The organism is Kutzneria sp. NPDC051319, assembly GCF_040682195.1.
Lineage (GTDB): Bacteria > Actinomycetota > Actinomycetes > Mycobacteriales > Pseudonocardiaceae > Kutzneria.
Map to the genome: position 1 here is coordinate 1 of NZ_JBFBAM010000108.1, position 23,655 is coordinate 23,655.

At 68.6% G+C, this 23,655-nt stretch carries 21 protein-coding genes and 2 pseudogenes; 4 read left to right on the top strand and 19 right to left on the bottom strand.

Going from position 1 to position 23,655, the window contains the following annotated elements; translation table 11 throughout:
- A pseudogene (locus AB0M73_RS46640) lies at positions 1–225 on the top strand (TetR/AcrR family transcriptional regulator); the annotation flags it as partial.
- Between the two features lie 89 nt (positions 226–314).
- Here the strand turns inward: AB0M73_RS46640 and AB0M73_RS46645 are convergent.
- The 3 genes from AB0M73_RS46645 to AB0M73_RS46655 all read right to left on the bottom strand — a co-directional run bounded on the left by AB0M73_RS46645 (position 315) and on the right by AB0M73_RS46655 (position 4,030).
- The gene (locus tag AB0M73_RS46645; protein WP_363906120.1) at positions 315–1,892 is read right to left on the bottom strand and encodes a ricin-type beta-trefoil lectin domain protein; all 1,578 of its coding nucleotides are present in this window, start codon (positions 1,890–1,892) and stop codon (positions 315–317) included.
- Positions 1,893–1,904: 12 nt separating this feature from the next.
- Complete coding sequence (locus AB0M73_RS46650) at positions 1,905–3,731, bottom strand: beta-galactosidase (RefSeq protein WP_363906122.1); 1,827 nt, start codon at positions 3,729–3,731, stop codon at positions 1,905–1,907.
- A 137-nt stretch (positions 3,732–3,868) separates the two neighbouring features.
- Entirely contained in the window at positions 3,869–4,030 is a 162-nt protein-coding gene (locus tag AB0M73_RS46655; RefSeq protein ID WP_363906124.1) for a hypothetical protein, read from the bottom strand.
- Positions 4,031–4,055: 25 nt separating this feature from the next.
- Here AB0M73_RS46655 and AB0M73_RS46660 point away from each other — a divergent pair, with 25 nt between their 5' ends.
- A complete protein-coding gene (locus AB0M73_RS46660; RefSeq protein WP_363906126.1) occupies positions 4,056–4,571 on the top strand; it encodes a CGNR zinc finger domain-containing protein in 516 nt (171 codons plus the stop codon).
- Between the two features lie 24 nt (positions 4,572–4,595).
- On the opposite strand, the gene AB0M73_RS46665 is transcribed toward AB0M73_RS46660, so the two are convergent.
- Positions 4,596–5,675, bottom strand: coding sequence for a chitosanase (locus AB0M73_RS46665; RefSeq protein ID WP_363906128.1), 1,080 nt, complete (start codon positions 5,673–5,675; stop codon positions 4,596–4,598).
- Positions 5,676–5,926: 251 nt separating this feature from the next.
- Here AB0M73_RS46665 and AB0M73_RS46670 point away from each other — a divergent pair, with 251 nt between their 5' ends.
- Entirely contained in the window at positions 5,927–7,123 is a 1,197-nt protein-coding gene (locus AB0M73_RS46670; RefSeq protein ID WP_363906130.1) for a glycoside hydrolase family 88 protein, read from the top strand.
- Between the two features lie 13 nt (positions 7,124–7,136).
- Here AB0M73_RS46670 and AB0M73_RS46675 read toward each other — a convergent pair whose 3' ends face one another.
- The 14 genes and pseudogenes from AB0M73_RS46675 to AB0M73_RS46740 form a co-directional block, all read right to left on the bottom strand.
- A complete protein-coding gene (locus AB0M73_RS46675) occupies positions 7,137–7,787 on the bottom strand; it encodes a hypothetical protein (protein WP_363906132.1) in 651 nt (216 codons plus the stop codon).
- 118 nt (positions 7,788–7,905) lie between these two features.
- On the bottom strand, positions 7,906–8,568 hold the full coding sequence (locus tag AB0M73_RS46680) for a VC0807 family protein (protein WP_363906134.1): 663 nt from the start codon (positions 8,566–8,568) through the stop codon (positions 7,906–7,908).
- Positions 8,565–9,176 carry a TetR/AcrR family transcriptional regulator gene (locus AB0M73_RS46685; protein WP_363906136.1) on the bottom strand — a complete coding sequence of 204 codons (612 nt, stop codon included), beginning with the start codon at positions 9,174–9,176 and terminating at the stop codon, positions 8,565–8,567. Before AB0M73_RS46685 ends, AB0M73_RS46680 begins: the two co-directional genes overlap by 4 nt.
- The gene (locus tag AB0M73_RS46690; protein ID WP_363906138.1) at positions 9,173–10,846 is read right to left on the bottom strand and encodes a carboxylesterase family protein; all 1,674 of its coding nucleotides are present in this window, start codon (positions 10,844–10,846) and stop codon (positions 9,173–9,175) included. Before AB0M73_RS46690 ends, AB0M73_RS46685 begins: the two co-directional genes overlap by 4 nt.
- Complete coding sequence (locus AB0M73_RS46695) at positions 10,782–11,078, bottom strand: RICIN domain-containing protein (protein WP_363906140.1); 297 nt, start codon at positions 11,076–11,078, stop codon at positions 10,782–10,784. Before AB0M73_RS46695 ends, AB0M73_RS46690 begins: the two co-directional genes overlap by 65 nt.
- Complete coding sequence (locus tag AB0M73_RS46700) at positions 11,047–11,655, bottom strand: rhamnogalacturonan lyase B N-terminal domain-containing protein (RefSeq protein ID WP_363906142.1); 609 nt, start codon at positions 11,653–11,655, stop codon at positions 11,047–11,049. Before AB0M73_RS46700 ends, AB0M73_RS46695 begins: the two co-directional genes overlap by 32 nt.
- Positions 11,656–12,321: 666 nt before the next feature.
- A complete protein-coding gene (locus AB0M73_RS46705) occupies positions 12,322–14,913 on the bottom strand; it encodes a CBM35 domain-containing protein (RefSeq protein WP_363906144.1) in 2,592 nt (863 codons plus the stop codon).
- Between the two features lie 153 nt (positions 14,914–15,066).
- The gene (locus AB0M73_RS46710; RefSeq protein ID WP_363906146.1) at positions 15,067–16,092 is read right to left on the bottom strand and encodes a LacI family DNA-binding transcriptional regulator; all 1,026 of its coding nucleotides are present in this window, start codon (positions 16,090–16,092) and stop codon (positions 15,067–15,069) included.
- Between the two features lie 32 nt (positions 16,093–16,124).
- Positions 16,125–17,009 carry a carbohydrate ABC transporter permease gene (locus AB0M73_RS46715; RefSeq protein WP_363906148.1) on the bottom strand — a complete coding sequence of 295 codons (885 nt, stop codon included), beginning with the start codon at positions 17,007–17,009 and terminating at the stop codon, positions 16,125–16,127.
- On the bottom strand, positions 17,006–17,941 hold the full coding sequence (locus tag AB0M73_RS46720; RefSeq protein ID WP_363906150.1) for a sugar ABC transporter permease: 936 nt from the start codon (positions 17,939–17,941) through the stop codon (positions 17,006–17,008). Before AB0M73_RS46720 ends, AB0M73_RS46715 begins: the two co-directional genes overlap by 4 nt.
- Positions 17,942–17,944: 3 nt before the next feature.
- Positions 17,945–19,264: an ABC transporter substrate-binding protein gene (locus tag AB0M73_RS46725; protein WP_363906152.1), complete on the bottom strand. Its 1,320-nt coding sequence runs from the start codon at positions 19,262–19,264 to the stop codon at positions 17,945–17,947.
- Between the two features lie 54 nt (positions 19,265–19,318).
- Positions 19,319–21,439: a glycoside hydrolase family 36 protein gene (locus AB0M73_RS46730; RefSeq protein WP_363906154.1), complete on the bottom strand. Its 2,121-nt coding sequence runs from the start codon at positions 21,437–21,439 to the stop codon at positions 19,319–19,321.
- A 210-nt stretch (positions 21,440–21,649) separates the two neighbouring features.
- Positions 21,650–21,955 (bottom strand): replication-relaxation family protein, encoded by a 306-nt coding sequence (locus AB0M73_RS46735; RefSeq protein ID WP_363906160.1) that lies wholly within the window; start codon positions 21,953–21,955, stop codon positions 21,650–21,652.
- A pseudogene (locus AB0M73_RS46740) lies at positions 21,950–22,126 on the bottom strand (transposase family protein); the annotation flags it as partial. The gene AB0M73_RS46735 and the pseudogene AB0M73_RS46740, both read right to left, overlap by 6 nt.
- 145 nt (positions 22,127–22,271) lie before the next feature.
- Here AB0M73_RS46740 and AB0M73_RS46745 point away from each other — a divergent pair.
- On the top strand, positions 22,272–22,514 hold the full coding sequence (locus AB0M73_RS46745) for a hypothetical protein (RefSeq protein ID WP_363906156.1): 243 nt from the start codon (positions 22,272–22,274) through the stop codon (positions 22,512–22,514).
- A 70-nt stretch (positions 22,515–22,584) separates the two neighbouring features.
- On the opposite strand, the gene AB0M73_RS46750 is transcribed toward AB0M73_RS46745, so the two are convergent.
- Entirely contained in the window at positions 22,585–23,142 is a 558-nt protein-coding gene (locus AB0M73_RS46750) for a hypothetical protein (RefSeq protein ID WP_363906158.1), read from the bottom strand.
- Between the last annotated feature and the right edge of the window lie 513 nt (positions 23,143–23,655).

The window sequence follows — 23,655 nt, forward strand, 5'->3', positions numbered from 1 at the left end:
GAGCTGCCCGGGGTGAACCCCAGGGCGGGGCGGCAACGACTCCTGAGACCCGTTGCCGCCACTTCCCCCTTGTGGACGGCGGAGGAGGTGTCCGCCGCCGCTCTGGTGTTGATGAGCATGGCCGAGGGCGCCGCGGCCCTGGCCTCGGCCGATCCCGAGACGTACAGCGCCGCGCTCCAGGAGGCGGCACTGGACCGGACGCTGGACGCGTTGGGACTCAACTAGACCGGGCCGGCGACCACCGGCCGCCGGCCCGATCCGAGGCGCTGCCGGCGGCCGATCGGGGGACCGCCGGCAGGCCGCTCGCGCCGGCCTCAGGCCGGCAGGGCCCAGATCTGGTTGAGCTGGTTGTTGCCGCAGGCGTACAGGCCCAGCGCCGTCCCGTTGTCGCTGCCGCCGCCCGTGACGTCCAGGCACTGGTTCTGGTTGACCAGGTTGCCGTTCAGCTTGTACGACCACTGCTGGCCCGCGCTGCCGTCGCAGGTGGACAGCACCGCCTTGTTCCCGCTGCTGGTCAGGCACTTGCCGAGCGACTGCACGGTTCCGCCGGCGACCTGCCAGCGCTGGTTGGCGTTTCCGGTGCAGGGCCACAGGATCACCGGGTTGCCGTCGGCGGTGCCGCTGTTGCTGTCGTCCACGCACTTGCCGCTGGTGCCGGAGATCTGGCCGATCGGCGCCGGCTGGCCGCAGTCACTGCCCGGCGTCACACGGAAAATGGCGGTGCCGTGGGCCGGAATCGTTGCACCGAGGGCGTTCGAGGTCTTGCCGGTCCACAGGTCCTTGGCCGTGAAGGAACAACTGGGCAGGCCGGCGGTGGTGCTGGTGGTGACCGCGGCGGCGCTGCGGTTGAGGATCGCCACCGCGCGGTCGCCGTTGGCCAGCGGCCGGTACAGGACGTCGGTGGTGCCGTTCTGGGCGTACACCGTGCCCTGCTTGCCCAGCCGGTCCTGGTCCACGGCGATGATGTCCTTGTTGCCCAAGGTCTTCACCGAGTCCGCCGACAGCTTGGTCACGTCCGAGCTGAGGATCATCGGCGCGGCCATCATCGCCCACAGCGCAACCTGGCTGCGGGACTCGTCGGCGGTCATGCCGCCGTCGCCGGCGATGAGGAAGTCCGGGTCGTTCCAGTTGCCCGGGGCGGCGTAGCGGCCGAGCGGGTTGTTGTAGCCGTAGTTGCCCAGCACGCTGCCCCAACGGCTGGCGTTGGGCTTGTTCGCGTCGTACGTGGCGACGTCGTAGCCCTCACGCCAGAGCTGCCCGTACTGCTTGACCCAGCCCAGAACCGTGTACCAGTCCGGGGTTCCCTGGAAGTAGGCCGGGGCCGACTCGGAGAACACGATCTTGCGACCGGTCCTGGCCAGCGCCGCCGCCTGGTCGGCGTAGGCGCCGCGGTAGGTCTGCTCCTCGGTCTGGCCGGCGACACTGGGCAGGTTGCAGCCGTCCAGCTTGAGGTAGTCCACGCCCCAGCTCGCGAACAGGTCGGCGTCCTGCTGGAAGTGGTTCCAGCTGCCCGGATAGCCGCCGCAGGTGAGCGTGCCGGCGTCCTCGTAGATGCCGAAGCGGAGGCCCTTGTTGTGCAGGTACTTGCCCACATAGGCCATGCCGTCCGGGAATCTCGCCGGATCGGCGACGAGGCTTCCCTTGCCGTCACGGGACTTCGACATCCAGCAGTCGTCGATGGTGACGGTGTTGTAGCCCTTGGCCGCGAGGCCGGTGGAGACCAGGGCGTCGGCGTTGGACAGGATGGTCTGCTCGGTGAAGTCGCACTGGTAGTGCGCCCAGTCGTTCCAGCCCATCGGCGGCGTGTCGGCCAGGGTCGGGGCGGCAGCGGCGGTCACGGGGGGCAGCAGGGAGGCGGCCGTGACCGCCGCGAGCAGGAGAATGGATCGCACGGCGGATGCCCTTCAGCTCAAGGTTCGCGCGAAGCTGATCGGTTGCGGGGTGGTCTGGTGCAGGTCGAACACGAGGATCTCGTTGCGCCCCGGCCGAAGCCACGGCGCGGGGCAGAACAGGCGGTGCTGCGGGCCGATCTCCCAGTACCGGCCCAGATTGTGGCCGTTCACCCAGACCACGCCCTTGGTCCAGCGGGAAAGATCCAGGTAGGTGTCGCCGGTCCGGTCGAGCTGGAGGGCGGCCTTGAAGAACAGGCCGGGTCGCTGGGCGTCCTTGACGATCGGCTTGAGGGCGGCGGTGTTGTCCAGCGGCAGCGGGAAGATCTGCCAGCCGGTGAGCCGCCTCCCGTTGAGCGACACCGATTCCAGGATGCCCTTGCGGTCGACGATGGCCTGACCGTAGTTGGTGCGCCCCATGCCCTCGACCAGGACGTCCAGCGTGGCGCCGGAGGTGGTCAGGGTCAGCGGCGCGTTGTTGTTGGTGACGTTGAGCTTCTTCGACTCGGCGTCGGGGATGAGCGTGCGGGACAGGCCGCCCTGGTAGCGCCCGTCGACGAAGACGGTGGCGTAGTCGTGCACCCAGCGGATGTCGAGGGCGCCGGTGTCGGGGATGGCCGTGCGGTACAAGGCGAAACCGTAGCTCTGGCCGAGCATCTCGAACGGCTGCGGGTCGGTGCTGGCCACGGCATCGGGCAGGTTGTCCCACAGCGAGGCGTAGACGGTCGGCGTCACCGGAGCGGGCGCGATCGTCGGCTTCGGATCGGGAATCGTCGGCAGCGGCAAGCCGTAACTGCCGATCAGGCTGCGGTACTTGTGGAACTCCGGGGTGGCCACGCCCTGTTCGGTGATCGGGGCGGCGTAGTCGTAGCTGGTGACGTCGGGCTGATAGGCGCCGGAGAGGTCGTTGGCGTTGGCACCGGCGTAGAAGCCGAAGCTGGTGCCGCCGTGCACCATGTACAGGTTGAACGACAGGCCGCCATCCATAAAGGACTTGAGGTCCGGGGAGATGTCGGTGGGGCCGGCGAAGGTCTTGTCGCCCCAGTGCGTCAGCCAGCCCGGGTACACCTCGCCGGCCATCGCCGGCACGGCCGGACAGGCTTGGCGGGCGGCGGCGATCGAGGCCGCGTCCCCGCCGCTGAGCGCGATCGCCCCGCCGGTGACGTTGCTGTGGTTGTGTTCCAGCTGTCCCAGGCCGTCCTCGGTGTAGAAGGGCCCGTCGATGCCCTGCTCCAGCCACAGCTGGCGGAGCTGCTCCAGGTAGGCGGGGTCGCTGCCGTAGGAGCCGTACTCGTTCTCGATCTGCACCATCAGGACCGGGCCGCCGTTGCCGATCATCAGCGGGCGGATCCGGGGCGCGAGCTGCGCGATGTAGCGGCGGACCGCCGCCAGGTAACGCTCGTCCTCGTGCACGCGCAGCTTGATGTCCTTGTTGGCCAACAGATAGGGCGGAATGCCGCCGAGATCCCACTCGCCGCAGACGTACGGCCCCGGACGCAGCAGCACCCACATGCCGGCCGCCTGGCAGAGCCGGATGAACGCCTCGATGTCGCGCTGCTCGCTGCGGAAGTCGAAGACGCCCGGGCGGGGCTCCACGTAGTTCCACATCACGTAGATCGAGATCGTGTTGAGGCCCATCGCCTTGGCCATGAGGATGCGGTGGCGCCAGTGCTCGACCGGGATGCGCGCCGGGTGCATCTCGCCGCTGCGGATCTGGAACCGCTGGCAGTCGAGCAGGAACCCGCTGCCGTCCGGGGCGAACGCGAAGCGATGGCCGCACCGCCCCTGTTCGCGGGCCGGCGGACCGGGGGCCACCGCGGCGAGCGGGGCCAGTCCGCTCATGGCCAGGAACCATCGCCGGCCCATCTCCATGGCTGCGCCTTCCCGCCGACGTCGTCGTCGGGAACGGACACTACGGGTGCGCACTACTGCTCGTCCATGCTCCTAAAGTAGGTAAATCGAGCAGTTTCGCGCAGTGATCAGCTCGCTCTGGTCGCCCCGACGACCACTCCGTCCACCCGGGCCAGCCAGCTGCCGCAGAGACAGCGCAGGTACTCCACGCCCTGCCGGCCCGGGTGTCGGGCCTGCGGCGGCAGCTCCGCCACCGGCCATGAGCAGCGCGGACAGGTCTCGTCGGTCATGGCCCCAGCGTGCTGTAATGCTTCAGTGCACTTCAACCCTTACGGCGGACCCGGCGCCCAAGCTGCCGCTGCACTCGTGAACCTGGCCGATCTGCCGCCCGGGGTCGTGCTGGCCACGCTCCGCGACCACGGCATGGCCGTCACCGCCGTGAGCCCGTCCGACGCCTCGGCGATCGCCGCTTGGCGGCTACGGCTGCGCGAGGTGTTCGCCACGTCCGACGTGGACACCCGGGTCGAGCTGCTCAACCGCCTGCTGGCCGACTCCGCCAGCGCCCCCTACATCTCCCGCCACGACGGCCGGCCACCCCACCTGCACTACCACGTCTCCGGCGGGTCCATTGTGGACCGTGTGCGCGCCTACACCGCCGGCGGTCTCGCCCATCTCGTGTGCGAGGACCCGGCCCGCGCCGGCAGCTGCGACCGCCTCGGCTGCGACACGGTTTTTGTCGACACCTCACGCAACGGCCGCCGCCGCTTCTGCTCCACCCGCTGCGCGACCCGGGTCTACGTCGCCGACCACCGCCAGCGCCAGACGGGCTGACCCACTGCCAAAACCGCGGCGTTCCTAGTCGGTGGGCGTCCTGATCGTCACCTTGAAGTCGGCCCCGATCTCCAGCGGCGCGGTCAGGTTCCAGCAGTTCTTGTCCGCCAACTGCTGCAGCGCCTGCACCCGGTCCACCGCGTCGCTCCACACCTTCTGCCGGCCGGTGGTGCAGGGGTTGCGCATGTGCTTGAGGCGGACCTGGTTGAAATAGGCCAGGAACACCTGTTCGGTGATGCCCGAGGCCGGTGTGCCGGAGGCCTCGATGATGGACTCGGTGATGAGCTTGGGCAGCCCGTCGCAGTCGCTGCTGCTGGCCCCCATCATCAGCGCGGTGTCGAAGAGGTCCTCGATGCCGAGGTTGCTGCGGATGTTGAGCTGGTTGGCGATGGCCAGCGCGGGCGTGAGGAAGAGCTGGTGGGCCACCCGGAGCTGGGCCTCGTCGAAGCGGCGGTCGGCGGCCGCGGTGCGCCAGTCGTTGACGAAGGAGTCGCCGAGGGAGACGGTGTCCTCGCTGTGGGTCTCCCCCAGCTTCTGCAGCGTGGGCAGGTAGCGCCGCAACGGGTTGTCGGGCACGGCGTCGGTGTACTGGACGACCACGGTGAACAGGTCGCCCCGCGAGGTGCAGAAGCTGGCCCAGCCGGCCTTGAAGCCGCAGCCGTCGTGGTCGTTGACGATGCTGGCGTACTGGGGCGTGGTCTTGCTCTGCTCGAACACCGACGTGATGTCGTCGAGCATGGCCACGACCTGGGCGGGCAGGGTCGGGCCGGCCGGGGGCTTGGGCGTGGTGGTCGTGGTGGCGCCGCCGGTGGAGGTGGGGCCGCCGGTGGGCGAGGTCGAGGCGGCGGGCGGCGGCGATCCGGCCGGCGGCAACGTGATCTGCGACGGGCCGGTGGGCACGACGACGGGTGGCGCGGCGGCGTCGGGGCTCGACGCGGGCATCAGCGTGGCGAAGGCGATGCCGACGCTGGTCACCAGCGCGAGCGCCACCGGGACGGCGGTCCGCAGCGGCAGGCCGCCGATCTCCGCGTCCCAGAACCCCTTGGATCGGGGCTCACCGCCGTTGCCGGGCTGCACTCGCGTTCGCTCCGTGGTCGATCGCATTGCGCACACTAGTGGGTTTACGCAGGTGGGAGCGGCGCGGTTCAACCGATCGGCCTCCCGGATGGCGCGTTCGGTGCAGCCGAACACCGCAGCCGGCAACACATCCGATGACTAAACAGATGTAACCGTATTCTAGGCGAAACCTCCGGCTATAGATCGGATGTCCAGCCTTGACGTCGCGGGCGTGACCGGAGTAGTCGTTCAGGGACAGCAACGAGCCTCCCGCCGCGGGCTCCATCGAGAGGAGCACGATGCCCAGCCCGCGCACGCGGGGCCGCTGGATTCGTCGGATCGGGCTGGTCCTGGTCGCCAGCCTCGCCCCGATCCTGCCGGTCACGGCCACCGCCGCCCCCGCCCAGCCGTCAGCGACCGACTGGTCCAAGGCCGTCGTCGACTCGACCATGAAGCGCTTCACGCCGGCCACGCTCGGCAGCTGGGGCTACCAGACCGGCCTGTACCTCTACGGCCAGTACCTGGTCTACAAGCGCACGCACGACAAGGCCTACCTGGACTACATCAAGGCCTGGGTGGACCGCTTCGTCGACGCCGACGGCAAGGTCAGCAACAGCTTCAGCAGCCTGGACTCCATGCAGTCCGGCAACCTGCTGGTGCTGCTGTACCAGGAGACCAAGGACCCGCGGTACCAGAAGGCGGCCGCGCAGATCCGGACCCGTCTGAACACCTACCCGCGCACCGAGGACGGCGGCTTCTGGCACGCCACCAGCCGTGAGCACCAGCTCTGGCTGGACGGCACCTACATGGTGCTGCCGTTCCTGGAGCGCTACGGCGCCACCTTCAACGACGCCAAGTACGCCAACGCCGAGGCGGCCAAGCAGCTCGTGACCTACGGCAGCCACCTCGCCGACCCGTCCGGCTTCTTCTTCCACGCCTACGACGAGTCCGGCACGCAGACCTGGGCCGACCCGACCACCAAGCACTCGCCCGAGTTCTGGTGCCGCTCCATCGGCTGGTACGCCATGGCCAGCGTCGACGTCCTGGACTACACGCCGCGGTCCGACCCGAACCGGGCCAAGATCGTCAAGAACGTGCAGAACCTGGCCAAGGCGGTCCGCAAGTACCAGGACCCGGCGACCGGCCGCTGGTTCCAGGTGCCGGAGAAGCCCACGCTGGCCGGCAACTGGACCGAGACCTCCTGCTCGGCCATGTTCACCTACATGCTGTCCAAGGGCGTGCAGAAGGGCTACCTCGACCACAGCTACCAGGCCGTTGCCGACCGGGGCTACAAGGGCGTGCTGGCCAAGGTCTCCGTGGGCAGCGACGGTCTGACCAACATCGCCGACATCTGCATCGGCACCAACGTCGGCGACACCGCCTTCTACCTCGCACGGCCACGGGCCACCAACGACCCGCACGGCCTCGGGGCTTTCCTGATCATGAACGAGCAGATGCGCAACGCCCGCACCTTAGGCCCTGACCGGGGCATATAGCGCCTTCCGGCGATCATCGGCCGGGTTTGTCCCGCACCTGTCCTGGAAAGGACGGGCTGTTCGCTTCCCTTGCACAGCAAGGGAAGTGTCCGGGCAATGACACAGCGGGAGACATCCGGCGAACGCAGTGATGTCGAGGTGGCGACGCCTTCCTGCTGTCCCTGCGGCGATCTCCATCGCCGCAGGGGCAGCGGCGCATCCATGTCCTCGGGTTGTCCTCACAGGACCGGCGCACCGAACCATCGCGCCACATCCGCCCGGCCCAGCGACGATCCGCACAGCCCGTACCGATCGCGATCCACAACGGCTTGTTGGTTCCCCTCGGAGGCTGGATTCGATCCACCACCACATCGGCCGCATTGACAATATGTGGCTCGCCCGTGCGGCAGTCGTAGAGCGCATAGGTGGTTGCGGTCTGATTCAAGATGATCAGCAAGCGGGGCGGAGAAGTCTGGCCGGACATCGGCGCATCCACTATCGACGAAGGCTTGCGACCAGGGTCGATCCAGCGAACGGTGGCATAATCGACCGGTACGCCGACGAGGCTCAACCTGGTGGGCGCGAGGCCCGTCTCCCGGAGATCGCGGGCGCCCTGCCCGACCCAGACGAACAACTGCACGCCGACAATCGCGACCGTCGCCAGGAGAGCCATGAGCGCCGCCACCGCGGGCTTCTTCCACAGGGCACGCACCGCAAAGTAGCTGGCCCGGAAGAGGGCAGGCCCAAGTTATGCCGGAGGGTGAGTACGCGGTGTTGGCCGGGTTGTGGTTGCCCTTTCCGTGTTATCCAGCGGAGTGGGTGGTAGGGACGATCTCCGCTCCGTGTAGGCGCAGGTTGTGTCGGCGTAGGAAGAATCGGCCGTAGAAGCGTTGGATGAGCAGGATCACGGTTATGGTGACGGCAAGCAGGACGTCGTCCAGGGCAGGGACGAGGTCGATCGGCAGGGTGAGCGCCAAGCCGACGCGGAGGGCGGCGTCGAGGAGGAACAGTGTTCCCCAGATCGCGGTGCATCTGCGCAGGAGGGTGCGGAACACTGGGTGTTGCTTCCAGTTCTGCTCCCAGATGGCGGCCTTGTCCTCGGGGAAGGCGATGGTGCCGGTGCTGAGCAGGAACGGCCGGTTGCCGATCAAGGTGAGCAGCGCCCACACGCCGAGGGCGGCGGTGCCCCATCCGTTGCGTACGAGCATCAGGCGGGCGTCGCCGGAGACGAGGGCGAACAGCACCGTGAGTGCCATGATGGCCAGCACGAAGACCTGCACGCCGCCGACGCGGCGCCGGGTGGCGACGCTGTACAGGGCGGCGGCAGCAGACACGCCGGCACCGACGAGCAGCGCGGCGAACGCTGGGACACCGAGGGCACGCAGGCCGTAGAAGGCGACCAGCGGCGCGATGACGTGCAGGACCAGCTTCGGGTTGATGGCTTTTGTGGGTGCGGTGGTGGTCACGTTGACTCCTCTAGGGTCACGGCGCGGGTGAAGGTGTCGAGCACCGCCCGGGTGTAGGCGTCGAGGTCCAGTGGTGGGTCGCCGTGGAACTGGTCGGCGGCGGCGTCGACGGCGCCGCGGATCATGACCGCGAGCGCGCGCAGGTCGAAGGGGCGGAATTCGCCGGTGCGCTGGCCGTCGGCGAGCATCGCTTCGAGGTTGAGGACGCTGAACTCGCGCGCGGACTGCGACGTGTAGTGCGTGCCGTCGGGTGTGCGCAGGTGCGGGCCGACGGCGCGCAGCGCGGCGATCTCCCGCGGGTGCTCCCACAGGAAGCGCAGGTTCGCCTCGAGGTAGCCGCGAAGGCGTTGTACCGCATCGGTTTCGTGCTCGATGCGGGCGAGGATCGCTCGGGCGCCCGCGCTGATCACGTCGACGGCGACCTGCTGGATCAGGTCGGCCTTGTCGGCGAAGTGGTAGGAGATCATTCGCGGGCTGCGTAGTCCGGCGTGCTTGGTGATGCGGGTGAATGTCGCGCCCTGGTAGCCGGCCTCGGCCAGTACTTCGATGGCGGCCTTGACGATCTGTGCGCGCCGGGCATCGTTGGTGATCGTGCGTTCGGCGTTCATGACGTGGCTCCGTTTGTCCATAGCGGGCAGTGGTGTGCGGCAGCGGTGGTCGTAGGTCCGACGGCGTCGGGGGCGAGGCGCTGCACTACCGGCGCCGGGTCGCCTGGGTGAACGGCCGGCCAGAGCGGGGTGCCCGCGCCGTTCGGGTTGCCGGAGGCGGCGAACCGGCCGAGGTAGTCGAGTATCCGGTCCGACAACCGCTGCTGCGCCGGGGTCAGCTGGAGCTGGGTGTCCCACAGATACGGCACATCTGAGGCGTGGTAGGCGCCCAGCGGGAACGGCGGGTCGAGGTGGAAGATCAGCGGTGGGGCCGGGTCGGCGAACTCGTAGGCGTAGGTGCGGGTCTGGCGGGCGAGCACGTGCGCGGAGCCCTGGTTCGGGCACACGTATCCTCGGTCGCCGACGATGGCGGCCCACGCCCGCGCGGGCTGGGTGCCCGCCGGGTAGGCAGCCGCCACGGTATCGGCGCGATCACCGAACGCGCGCGAGAGCAGATCGCGGTACGCGACCGCGTCCTTGGCCTGGCCGCTGAGAGCGGTCAGCAGCGTCCCCTCGTCTCTGGTCGTGCCGATCATCAGTGGCACGTGGGCGAACCGGCCGGTCGCGATCGCGGCCGCGGGGCGCAGTGGCAACAACGGCGTGCCGTAGGCCGGGCTCCAGTAGACGGCAGCGACCGCCTTGTCGGTCAGCAACCGGGAGACCGGCACCGCGCGTAGGCAACCGAGGTCGACCGCCGGGCAGCCGAGTTCCGCCGCAACTGCGCTCCCGTTGTGTTCCACCGTGGACAGCGGCTGCCAACTGGCGACTGTGGCGCCCGCTCCGGGGAACAAGGCGTCGACCGGGTTGGCGTCGCTGCAGGTGCCGCTTTGCACCACCGCCCGGTCGATCAGCGGCCATGCGGTCGGGGACGCCAGGTGCGCGCACACACTGTCACCGCCGCCGGATTCGCCGAACAGCGTGGTGTTGTGCGGGTTGCCGCCGAACCCGGCGATGTTGCGCCGCACCCATGCCAGGGCCGCCTGCTGGTCCTGCAACGCGAATGTGCCGGACCCGGCCAAACCGGGCGCGCCGAAGAACCCGAACACCCCCAGCCGATAGTTCACGGTGACCACCACGACCTGCTCGCGGGCGGCGAGCCTGCGTGGTTCGAGGTCGCTGCCCGCGCCACTGCTCAAGCCACCGCCGTGCACGTAAACGAGGACGGGCAATGCGCGCCGCGTGCTCACCGGCGTCGTGACGTTCAGGTAGAGGCAGTCCTCGCTCCTGGAACCAGCGGTCCCTGCGACCGGGTTCGGGCTCTGTGCGCAGCGATTGCCAGGCCGCGTCGCGTCCCGCACCCCAGGCCAGGACGCGGCCGGCTCAGGCGCCTGCCATCGCAGCGCGCCGTCCGGAGGCGCAGCGTACGGGATGCCGTCGAAGACGCGCACCGCACCGGACACACTGCCCCGGACCACCCCGGTCTCGGTTCGCGCCACGCTCGCGGTGGCGGTACCACCCGCCGTGGACGCCGAGGACGGCAAACCCGTGCTCAACAGACCAGCGAAGACGACGGCAGCCAGGCTGATTCGCCTGGACCAATTTTGATTCAGCCGAATAAACATGCTGTCAACGTAGCACAGACCTGGCAGATGTGCTCCCCAGGAGGGCCCCGACCTTGTGCCGCACCACATCGACACAAGGTCGGGGCTCGGTCTCGAAGTCGCGGATGACGTATGCGCGACCCGCCGGTTCGAAGTACCAGAGCTTGTTGTTGCCGCCGTTGTGGGTCCGCTGGACCAGATCGGCTCCCTTCGCGTGGGAACCGCCGGCGACTTCGAGGGCCCTTCCCGTTGTTGCCGGCCCACTGGTCCACCGCTGCGCCGTCACTTGCTTATGTTGCAGGCGGTCCGCACCGTTGATCATCAGGTGATGTGTGAGCGGTTCCAGGCTGGCCGCCTGCCGCACCAGACGGTGATGGACTCGGGGTCAGGCCGAGCAACCCGAGGCCGTGCATGAAACTCGGGTTGGCCGCGACCGGCGCAGCGCCGTGCCTGACCACCAAGACACAGGGCCCGTCGAGCGGTTGGTCGCCGTCAGTGTGGACCGCCAGATAGATGGCGGGGTCAGCCTTGCGCGCGACCAGATAGCGGTACGTCGCGACGTCGTTCGCATCGGTCGAGCAGGCGCGGACGATGACATGGTCTCCGGTACTTCTCGCCGTCACCAAGGCCCCGTCGGCGAATCCTGATCCGAATGTGGCTGGAGTGGCCCGGTTCGACAACGCTCGGCCACGGTAGGTCACCCAGGACATCGCCCCATCAGACTTGCGGACCCCGAACACGAGCCCCGCGGCGGTGTCGACCACGTAGTGCTGGCGGGCGTTGGTGAAGCCGAAGGTGGAGGCCGCCGCGGCGCCGGCGGCGACCGGCACGGCGGGGAGCATCACAATGCCTCCGGCGATACATGCGAGCACTGCTCGACGGGACACGTGCTCTGCCATCGATAGTGCTCCTTGTGCGGGTGGGGTTGCCCGACGTTAGACGCGCTTGAGTGGTCCACACAAGACCGGACACCTTGTTCCGAAATGGTTCACGCACCCCCCATGTCGATTCCGTTCCATCGAACGAGTCGAAGACGCAGGTCCAACCCTCCTTTTTGGACTGGACAACTTCGCGCACGACGTACCGTTTATCGGTTCCGAATCTGCCAGAATCCGTTGACATACCGCCCAAGCGCTTCGGGTCGGCGCGACATGCGGGGTGGAAGTCCCCACCCGAGGGACCATGAGGCCGGCTCGGAGCTACTCGATTTCGCTGCGGCAGTCGCGCCGAAGCTCTGCCGTGCCCCAGGGAGACCGCACCTTGCGATCGCCCCACTCAGAAGTCGATTTCCCTTATGCCTTCCACCATCGCCACCCAGACCCGAGGCGCTCGGTGCCGAGCGGCGCCGCCGGCGACCCAACCTGATCCCGATCGGACAGGAGGCCGTGATGGCGGCCAGGCTTCCCGATCACGCCGGCCCCATCCCCCGGCTCGGCGTCAAATCTCCCCGGCCTCGCCTCGGCCGAAGTTCTCCAGTTGCTGCTCCCCGCGCTGTTGTCGCCGTCGGAACAACGGCAGGTCTCGCTCCGGATCCGGAGCGAGACCCGCCGTCGACTCGCGGCGCCTCAGCTGCCGTTGCCGGCGGATCGCGTGATGGTGGGGACGCCCGCGACGAACTTCGCGAGGGTGGCGGTGTCGAGGTTCGGTCCGTAGGCCGTGGAGTTGCCGAGGACGAGCGTTCCGTTCGCGGTGGTGAGGTGGAGCGGGATCGTCTTGTCCCAGTAGCTGTTCCACGCGTAGTCGTTGCGGAACGCCGCCCGGACGACCGGCCCTCCGGTCTCGGTGATGTCGAGGAACCGGCTGATCACCTGGGGGTTGTAGTTGATGGCCCCGGCCTTGTCCGCGTTCGACGCGCCGAGCACCAGCTGGTAGTCACCGGCGCCGAAGCCCGAGGGGCGCGGGATGCCGACGGTGTTTCCCGCCCCGTTGCCGATGTAGCCGACGTCGTGGACCGTGCCGGACGCGTCGGCGAACCCGTTCGAGCCCGCGGCGTCGGTCTGGACGCGAGCGGCGCCGGACAGGGGAAGCGCCTCGGCGTCCGAGCGGAAGACGTTCGCCGGGTCCGCATCCGCGGCCTTCTGCGCGGCAGCACGCAAGGTCGTGATGCCGGCGAGGGTGGCGCCGCCGGGAGCGGTGACCTTGATTTCGTTCACGCCCTGGGGCAGGAAGACACGGACAGCGGCGTTCCACGGTCCCGGGCGGGTGATGCCCGGGAGCTTGACGGCGCGGCCGTTGACCGACAGGGACACGGCGGTGGCGCCGGCGGTGCGGAGCTGGGCGGTGATGTCGTAGTACCCGGTCTCGGCGGTCACGGCGAAGAAGGTGGCGCTGCCGGAGCCGGACAGCGAGACGTCGCCGGCCGTGGCGTCCCGGTCACAGGCGAGGGTGGCGCCCCCGGCGAGGCGGGCGTCGATGGCTGGGTAGGTGGCCTGCTCGCCCTTGGACACGTCGTAGAGGTCGAACCGGTCGAGGGTGATGTCCGCGCCCGGCAGCACGGTGCTGCCGTCCCTGCTCGCCCGGACGGACAAGGTGTGGGCGCCCGCGGTGAGGTTCACCATCACATCCGTGGTCCCACGGTAGGTCCAACCCAGGTCGGCGGAGTACTTGATGAGCTGGTTGTAGGCGCCGTCGACGAACAGGGCGTGCTGGCCGGGGTTCTGGTTGGCGCCCGCGAGAACGCTTAGCCGGTAAGCGCCGGTGCGTGGGACGGTGACGGGCCATGACGCAGCGGAGTCCGCCTTGTTGAACGAGCCGACGTCGCGGCTGCCCGATGCCATGAACGACCATTCACGAGACGGGTCCTGTGGGTAGACCGTGGCGTCCGTGAGCGTCGCGTTCTCGGCTTCGGTGGTGTTCACCAGATCGGTCGCGACCGGCTGGAGGGCAGTGGTCGCGGGGGTGAGTTCGACCTGGTAGCCGGAGTACCGGTCCTGGTTGGGAATGGTGACCGTGACCTTCCCGGCCACGACGGCGGCAGTCGCCGAGACGACGACAGGCGGCTGGAGCGAGGCGCCTTCGGCGCCGTTGAGCCGATCCGCCCGAACCTGGACGTGGACCGTGGAGCCGAACACCTTGCGGTCGATGCCGCTGATGTTCACGGCGACGTTGGTGGAGCCGCCGCCGAGCAGGACGGTGGCCTTCTTCTGCGCGGTGTCGACCGCGCCGATGGCCTGCAGGGTGTCCGGGACGTTCAGCTGGGGCGGGGTGACCTTGACGGTCCGTGCACCGGTGAGGTCGCCGTACCACTTGAACATCCACCAGCCGCCGTTGGCGCCGTTGTTGCGGGACGAGTTGTCCGACAGGTTGCCGGCATAGTTCCAGAAGGCGGTCTGGGCATCGACCTTCTCGTCCTCGAACATGGACAGCCACTGCACGAGCTGTCCGGGCACGCCCATGTCGCGGAGCATCCCGTACTCGGTGATGTTCACGGGAATGTCCGGGATGCCGAGGGTGGCCAGCAGCTGCCGGTACTGAGTGACGTGGCCGCGGAAGGTCGCGAGGTTGCTCGTCCCGAGCTCGTGCCAGATGAAGACGTCGGGAAGCTGCTTGTGGGCCTTGGCGTAGGTGAGGAGGTCGGTGCTGCGGTCGGCGTGCCACACCGAGTCGCCGGGGCCGCCGATCTTGGCGTGGCCGAGCCCGTGTTCGGCGTACACCGCCTGGATGGTGTCGTAGGCCGCGCTCCAGTCGGCCAGGAACTGGTCCTTCTGGGCGGACCAGTTCGGGTACCAGTTGCCGCCGTCGGGCTCGTTGAAGGGGATGAAGATGTAGTCCCTCGGATGTGCGGACTGGGTGGCGACCTTCTCCACGGCCGCCTTGAGGACGGGCAGGTAGTCCCACACCCCGTCGTTGTCGGCGTCACCGGGACGCCGACCACCGTTGTAGGGCCAGTCCGGATACGCGTCCTGAACGTAGACGTGTAGGTCCTTGCCGCTCCCGGCGAAGAACGACTTCTCCACGTTCAGGGCGTCCCCGCTCGGGTGCTGCAATCCGGCCGGCGGCTTCTGGGACGTGTTGGTGACGTGTGCGCCGTCGAGTACGGCCTGGCTCGGCACGCCGTCGTCGCCGAGTCCGTAGAGCGTTCCGCTGGCGCCGCCGCGGAAGGTCCCTGTCGTCCGGGAAAGGTCCACGTTGAGGGCATCGGTCGAGGGCGCTGCCACGGTCGCGGCGCCCGCGAGGCCGGCGATGGCGAGGGCCAGGGCGACGGTTAAGCCGAGAGTAGCTCGGATTTGGGCGCGCGGGCGTGTTCGGACAGTCAAGGGGGGTACCTGCTTTCAGCGAAAGGCGAGGAGGTCGAACGGAGGACTGCGCGGTCACCGGCGGTGCGCTGACGGCGGAGCCGTGCTCTCCCTGATGGCGATGGGCGGCTTCACGGTCTCCAACGCGAGAGGCGACTCGCCGTTGAGCAGTGCCAGCAGCTGCGCGGTGCCGTGCCGGCCGAGCTCGGCGAAGTCCTGGCGCGCGGTGGTGAGCGCGGGGATGAACATGGAGGCGAGCGGATGGTCGTCGAAGCCGACGACGCTGATGTCCGCCGGCACCCTCAGCCCGGTGTCGTGGATCCCGCGGATGACGCCCATCGCCGTCTCGTCGTTGCCGCAGAAGATCGCGGTGACGGCGGGATCCCGGGCCAGGCGCACGCCGATCTCGTAGGCGGTCGTGATCTCCCAGGAGACGTCTTCGACGGGCGGGATCGGGCTGCCGTGGCGCTGGAGCGCGATCCGCCATCCGGTGGTCCGGCCGTCTTCCTTGCCCGAGGGCGGGATCCGCACGTGGTGGACGGTGCGGTGACCGAGGGCGAGCAGGTGTTCGGTCAGGGCGGCCGCCGCCTCGGACTCGTCGAGCACCGCCTGTGGGACGCCGGGTTCGGGCATGCCCGAGAGCGCCACGGCCGGGACAGCCGACTGCAGGGCCTTGAGCGCGGCGACCCCGGGTGGGTCGAACTTGAGCACAACGACGCCGGCGACCGACTGCCGCAGCACGGCATCGGCGGCGGCCTGGACGTCGTCGCCGCGCTCGCTCTCGACGACCACGATGATGACCGCGAAGCCGGCCGCGCGGGCGGATTCCTCGACCCCCCGGATGGCTTCGGCGTAGCCGTATCTGGAGGTGTTGGCGGCGACGATCGCGATGGTGTTGGAGCGGCGCGAGGCCAGCACCTGGGCCGCGGCGCTGGGCCGGTACCCCAGGTCGGCGATCGCCGTCTCCACGCGCCGGCGACGCTCCTGGCTGACTCGGGCCGCGCCGGTGAGCACCCGGGAGACGGTCGGCACGGAAACGCCCGCGACCCGCGCGACGTCGGCGATGGTGGCGGGCCGGTCGACGGGCGGCGGGAAGACCATGGGCCCATTATGGGATCCCGCTTCGGGCCGGCTCATTTGACCGCTCCGCTGGTGATCCCAGAGATGATCTTGCGTTGCATGACCACGAAGGTGATCAGCAGCGGCAGGCTCATGAGGATGATGTACGCGAAGATCAGGTGCCAGTTCTGCAGATACAGTCCGCTGCTGGCGACCTGGTAGAGGTTCAGCGGGAGGGTGTCGATGCGCCCGCCGATGACGAACAGGGCGTAGAACACGTCGTTCCAGACGTAGAGGCAGATCAGGATCGTCGCCGTCGCGATGGTCGGGCCGAGCAGGGGCAGGATGATGCGGAAGAAGACGCGGGCCGGCCCCGCCCCGTCGACCTGCGCGGCTTCCTCGAGCTCGACCGGAATGGTCCGGACGAAGCCGGTGGTGAAGAAGATCACGGTGGACATGTACATGCCCATGTACACCCCGATCATCCCGACCGCCGTGCCGGCCAGTCCGAGCTGGCGCAGCAGCAGCACCAGGGTCACCACGGCCGGCGGGATGACGATGCCGCTGATGCCCAGCGCGTAGACGAAGGCGATTCCCCGGCCACGGCGGCGGCCGAGGACCCAGGCGGCCATGGACCCGAGGATCAGCACGCCGGCGACGGACACGGCCATGATGAGGATGCTCCCGAGGAAGGCCGGGATCATGCGCCCCTGGTCGAACACCGCCGCGAAGTTCCCGAACAGCTGCCAGTGGGTGGGCGGCGCGAGGTTCGGGTTGAGGGCCTCGGCCTGGTCCTTGCCGGCGGTCGCGATGACGAGCCAGAACGGGACGCCCAGGAGCAGCACCACGAGCGCGATGGCCACCACGGGCTGGATGAGCCGCGTTGGGCGGCTTCTCCCCCGGCCGCGCCGCGCCGGGCTCGTCCCGGCGGCGGGCGGTGACGCGGTCACGACGGTCATGAGAGCACGTCCTCTCGCTTGCGCAGCAAGGTGATGACGGGAAAGGCCAGCACCGCGACCATCAGGAACAACATCAGGCTCATCGTGGTGGCCTGGGCGAACAGGCCCTGGCCGAAGGTGCGGAAGACGAAGATGTTGAGCAGTTCGGTGCTGCCGCCGGGGCCGCCGCCGGTGGTGGCCTGGACGATGTCGAATCCGTTCATCGAGCCGAGCAGCGCGGTGGCGACGTTGAACGTGACGGCCGGGGCGAGCAGCGGGAAGCGGATGGCGCGGAAGGTCTTCCACCAGCCTGCCCCGTCGATGCGGACGGCTTCCAGCACGTCCGCCGAGATGGTCTTGAGGCCGGCGAGGTAGATGAGCATGGACAGCCCCATCCACTTCCAGGCGTGCACGAGGGCGACGACGACGACGGTCCAGGTGGTGCTGCCCAGCCAGGCGATGCCGACGTGCTGTCCGGTGACGAAGCCCAGGATCGCGTTGAGGGCGCCGTCGGGCTTGAGAAAGGCCTGGAAGATGTAGCCGACGGCGAGGGCGGACATGATGACCGGGACGAAGAACGCCACCCGGGCGGCACGGTTGATCCGGGTGTCGTCCTCAAGGACGAGGGCGAGGACAAGCCCGAACAGGTTCTGGAACAGCGCGACCAGGACGGCGTAGACCAGCGTGATCCGCAGGTCCGCCAGGAGGCTGCCGTTCTGCAGCAGCGAGGTGATGTTGTCCAGGCCCGCGAAGTCGATCCGGGTCTTGAAGCTCGACCAGTCGGTGAACGCGTACACGAAGTTGAACAGCGTCGGGAGGAAGAAGAACACGACGAGCACCGCGAGGGCGGGGTACAGGAACCACGCGGGATGGTCCTGGCGGCGTCGAGGCCTGGGCCGGGCTTCGGCCGACGCGGCGGTGCGCGGACGTGGGGCGGAGAGTTGCGCGGTCATGAGCTAGAAGCCCTTCGCGCCCTGCGCCTTGGCCAGGCTGGCGAACTGCTGCTGCGTTGCCTGGGTCACCTGCTGCGGGGTCTTGGTGCCCTGAATCATGTCGCCGAGGTTCAGGAACAGGTCGGCATTGGCGATCGCCTGCGCCTGCATCGATCCGACGGAACTCTGCACCGCGGCCGCGGACGCCCTGAGCGCGTCCGGGACGGTCGAAGGGGTGTCCACGCCCTGTTCGATGGAGACCGTCGACTGGGCCTTGACGAAGTCGGCGTAGCCGTCGCCCATCCAGTACTCGAGGAACTGGCGGGCCGCGGCCTCACGCTTGGCGTCACCGGACCTGAACGCCACGAGCGCGTTGGTCTGGTCCGGGATGAACGTGCCGACGTTGCCGGTCGGGGAGATCGGGAAGAAGCCGATCTTCTGGTTGAGCGTGCCGGTGTCCGACATCGCCTGGAGCTCACCGAAGAACGAGTTCACCTGGACGGCCATCGCGGCATCGCCGGAGAGCAGGGCCTTGCCCTGGTCCTCGAACGTCGCGGTCTTGAGGTCGCTGTTGAACAGCCCTTCGGAGATGAGGCCGTGGTAGGTGTCGACAGCCTTCTGGACGGTCGGATCGGTGAACTTCTCCTTGGCGCTGTTGATCCGGTCCCACAGGCCGCCCTTGGCCGCGTCGGCCAGCTGGACCTGGACCCACCACTGGGTGGCCCAAGGGCTTCCGCCACCGCCGAAGTCGTAGAACGGCGTGACGCCCTTGCTCTTGATCTGGCGGGCGTCGGTCAGGAACTCGTCCCAGTTCTTCGGCGTGCCGGAGATGCCTGCCTTGGCGAAGACGTCCTTGTTGTAGTAGACGCCCTCGACCGCGGGAGTGCTGATGAGCGCGGCGTAGCGGGTCCCGTTCAGCTTTCCGGTGATGTCGCCGAGGTTCGCCGCGTACTTGGCGACCCACGGGGCTCCGTCGAGCGACTGGAGGTTCTGCGTCGCGTTCAGCGAGGTCAGCTCGGAGGCCGTCGGCTGCCAGAAGGCGAGGTCCGGCTTGTCGCCGGTGGCGACCTTGGTCTGCACGCCCTGCTCGTACGGGTCGGGAATGGTGACGAGGTTGACCTTGGCGCCGGTGGTCCGTTGGAAGCCATCGATGACCGACTGCGGAATTTTGTTGGAGTTCTGGGCGGCCCAGACGGTGAGCGCGACACCGTCGAGCTTCGTCGACTGGGACGGCCAGTCCACTGGTCCGGAGGCCGCGCCCGGTGCGGCGGGGTTGCTGCATCCGGTGAGGAGCGCGGCGCTCACGGCGGCGACGGCGATGGCGCCTTTCCATGCGTGCTTCATGACCGTTGTTCCTTCGGCGGAGGTCGGATGGGGCGGGTTGGTGCTGATCGGGTCTCACGCCGGCAGAACCGACGGTGTGAGGATGAGCGTGCGAGCGGTCGGGGGATGCACCGTCGACCGGACGGTCAGGGTGCCGGTTCCGGCGTTCCACCGGGTCTCCCACGCGGGCAGGGACCGAGGGAAGACGGTAGCGACGGAAACGTCTTTTCCCCGCAGGGCAGGGAAGTTCAGGTGTGTCTGGTCCGGCGCCTGCCCGCGGTCCCACACCGACACGACGACGTGCTCGGGTGTGTGCAAGGCCGCGGCGATCCACCGGTCGTCCCAGTCGGGAAGGCCGAGGGGCCACGAGGGCGCGGACTCGACGAGGCCGGGACGCAGGCGGCGCGCCGCGTCGACGGCTTCTCGCACCAGGGCCAGCTGGGCGGTGTCCATCCGGTTGAGGTATCCGGAGAGGTAGAAGCGCCCGGCGAGTCCCGTCACGAGCGTGAACGCGCTCTCTTCGGGGCTCATCTCCGGCTGGGGGTAGGCCCAGCTGGCCGCCGTCTCGGGGAGCATCGACAGCGGGGCGGCCGCCGCGATCGGGGGGTAGCGAACGGGATCCTGCTGGTCCGAAGTGGACTGGAGCTGCATTCGGGACAGCAGGGCGGCGTCGGCGCGCATGCCTCCCGAAGAGCAGTTCTCCAGGACCAGACTCGGGTGCCGGTCCAGGATCCCGTCGATCCACGCCAGCTGCGCCCGATTGTGCGCGAGCAGTCCCGCGCCGACGCTGGGGGCGTCGCGGTCGGTGCCCGGACCCGCGTTGATGTTGTAGTCGAACTTGAAGAAGCCGATGCCGAACTCGGCCACCAGGCGATCGATGACGCCGTCGAGATGGGCGCGGGCGGCCGGGTGCCGTAGGTCGAGGTGATAGCGGCCCTGCTCTTCGACGCGGAAACCGCCGCGCTGCAGGAACGCCTCGGCGGGCAGGCTCTCGGCGATGGGGCTGTTGACGCCGACCACCTCGGGTTCAAGCCAGAGTCCGGGTGCCATGCCGTGCGCGCGGATGGCCGCGACGACTTCCGTCAAACCGTTGGGAAAGCGGGTGGTCGACGGCGCCCACTCCCCCACGCTGTCCCACCAGTCCGAGGAATTCGAGTACCAGCCCGCGTCGATGCAGAACGTCTCCACGCCCGTGGTGGAAGCCGCCTCGACCAGAGGAAGCAGCTTCTCGGTCGAGGGGTCGCCGTTGAGCGTGTTCATGTAGTCGTTGAAGACAATGCTCGGGCACGTGTTGTCGACGTGGGGGCGGCGGTGACGACGGCGGGCGCCGGTCAGGGCGGCGGCCGCCGCCGTGAGGTCCGTGCCCACCGCGACGACGGCCGGCACCGTAGTGAAGGACTCACCCGGGGCAAGCCGCTGTGACCACTGGTGGTCCCCGTCGGTCGGGCCGGACAGGGCGAAGTAGCAATCGCCCCGATGCTCCCCCACCTCCCACCGCCAGGGGCCGTTGTGGACCACTTCCCACAGCCACGCCACGTGATGGACTTCTGATCGCACGCCGGCCACGGGAAGGTGCCCTCCGGTGGACCACGTGCCGTTGGCAGTCCGGATCACGGCCTGGCGGGGAGTGTGGCCCGTCAAGTCCTCGCGGAGCGTCGGCAGGAGTGCGCCTTGGCGCAGCGTGCTTTCGGTCCAGCGGCCCTCGCCGAGCCAGTCGCTGGAGCCCTCCACGAGGACCCACCCGCCGGCCGGGTCGTCGAATCGTGAGCCGGCCGCGCCGCCGAAGGGAGACACCCAGCTCGTCACCGAGATCAGCAGGACATCGCGCTCGCCGGCGTTCACGACGGAGGTGCTGGTGCGGAAGGCGCCGTGCTGGCCGGTGATCAGCAGCTCCGCGCGGATCCCGTCCGGCGACGCCAGCACGAAGCGGATGGAGTTTTCGGCCACTTCGTGCGAGACGTAGCGCAGCTCGGCCCCGATCGACGTCTGGACCAGCCGGCTGTTCGCGAGAGTGTGGCCCCGGCCGGCGGCCAGGATCTCGACCAGAGGCAGCCTGGAAGCCGCCGTGACCGAGCAGGTGCCGGTCTCGACGCCCTGCAGGTGCAGCGGGATATCCGCGGAATAACCGAAGCTCATGCGCAGACCCGGCACCGCCCAGTCGACGCGCTCCACGCGAGCGGCCGTCGCTGCCGTCACGTCGGCGGGCACCGAAAGACGGGGATCTATGATAGCGCTTTCAAGCACGGTCGAAGTCCTTCTCGGGGCGAAATGTCATCTCACGGGAGGCCTGAGCTTCAACGGGGCGGCATGTGACCTCGACCACTCCTGAAACCGCTATCATTCTTAGCCCGGAGGTCGCGGCGTGGCAAGTACCAGTTTCGAACCAGTGCTGCCACGGCATGAGCCTCAGGCGTGGCCGTGCCCACGGGAGTCGGTGGTGCTGGTAGCGATGGGCAGCAGGTGGGGGCGGTCGAGTTGGGCGAGGGCGTCTTCGAGCGCGCGGCGAGCGGTGGCTTCCCGGCCTGGACTGGCGAAGCGGAGCAGCACGGGGGTGGCGATCGCGGTCGTGGTGGCGAGGTTCCCGTAGCCGCGGAGTTTGCTGGCGAGGGCGCGGAGGTTCTCGGTGCCGAAGTCGAAATCGAGGAAGAACTCGAGTTCGACGCCGCCGATCCGCCAGCGGCCGTAGGCGTCGCGCCGTCGGGCGCAGGTCATGTCGTGCTCGCGGCCTGGCCGCACATCACAGACCACAGCGGCCACCCGTCGGGGGTGGAGATGACCTGGACGTTGCCGCCGTGGTGCTGGATGCTTGCCCGACAACCAAGGACCAGCGCCGTTCGGGCCGGGCACGGCCACCCGATCGGTGCGGATGACGACCCCGTCCATCCTAAAATCGCAAGTCGGCGGGCGAGCGGTACTGCCGGGGTGTCCCTATGAGACTTGTCAAGCCGACGGAGAGGCTTCGGATTCGAACTCGGCCTTGCGGCGGGCGAAGTAAGCGGGCCAGTCGGCTCGTGCCACGATCACGTCGGTGATCGATAGCTTGATGACGGCGCATCCGCTGAGCGAGCAGGCACGGGGGCTGGTCGCGTCGATGAGGGACCCAGGCCACGAGATGACCGCCCCCGTGAGCGAGATCATCTTGATGACCGACCCGAAGGTTGCGGCCGTCCCGGTCGCGGAGTGCGGTGAACGGCTCGTGGAGGTGCGGCGCGTCAGTTCGCAGCTCGTCGATGACTGGAAGCAGCAAGATTCCGTCGATACCTTCGCCTAATTGCGGGAAGGCGTACTCAACCGCCTCCTCACAGCCGAAACATCACTACCTGAAGGCGTCCTTCCTCAGATCAATTCTGCCGCGGGCTCCGAGTTACCACGTCGGCGGGTGAGGTGACCGAGTCCAGTTCGGCGTCACTGAGTTCGTTGATCGCGGCCTTTAGTGCCTGAGCCTCGGCGGTCGTCGGCAGGTCCCCGGAAAGCAGGCTGGGGAGGCCCAGTTCATAGCCGCATCGTGCCCGAGGGCTGTATCGGTGCCTGGTTCGCGCCACGGCGGATGCGACCCGGAGCGCGTGCTCATTGCCGGGGGGAACGTGCGGACGGTCGATCTCCCTGGCGGCGAACCGGTATCCGTTCGCTTGGTCACATCGATGACATCCCAGCCGGCCGGCGCCGAGCGTGCTGCGACACTCCTGGCAGGCGAGACGGTTCAAGGCGCCATCCACGACACGCCACTCGAACTCCGATGGATCTTGCAGCACTGTCTCGGCCAGTGATGTCTCGTCCGGGCTGCCGGCCACGACTTCAAAGGCTGCCAGGAACGCCAGCCACGCGGCCTCGATACCAGCCTCGATCTCCTCCAGGGCGACGGCTGGCCTCCCGCCGCGCGGAAGCCGTCCGCGCTTCACGAGACCCAGTATAAGCAGCCGCCGACCCGGCAGAGGTATTCACGATCGACCAGCAGGTCGCATACCCCGCTGGCGCCGCTGCCTCTTCGACCTTCCGGTTGTGTACGCCGGGCCTTCGGCGGTTCGGGTCGCCGGGGAGGAGACTTTTCTCTCGCCGCACACGAGAGAGAAGTGCCTTCATCAACTCAAGAGGTCTGACGACCCCGCCACATCAGGCGCAGACTAGCCCGCGTGATCAGGCGGTCGCAGCGGAGTAAATGTCACGAGCATGAGACTGATCTTGACGACAAGACAATGAGACAACCGCGAAGGTCCAGGTCAAACCCAGATCCCTATGTCATCGCCGGTAAGACCCTACAGCCGCCGACTCGCCCAGCCTCGCCTTCACCATGTGCAGGTAGTTGTCAAGCCCCGGGTTTGTCAAGCCCCGGGTTTGATGGAGACTGAGTTAACTGGTTTCCAGGGTTGCGGCGACCGGGCGGGTCATCGCGTGGAGCGCCTCGTACTCGACGG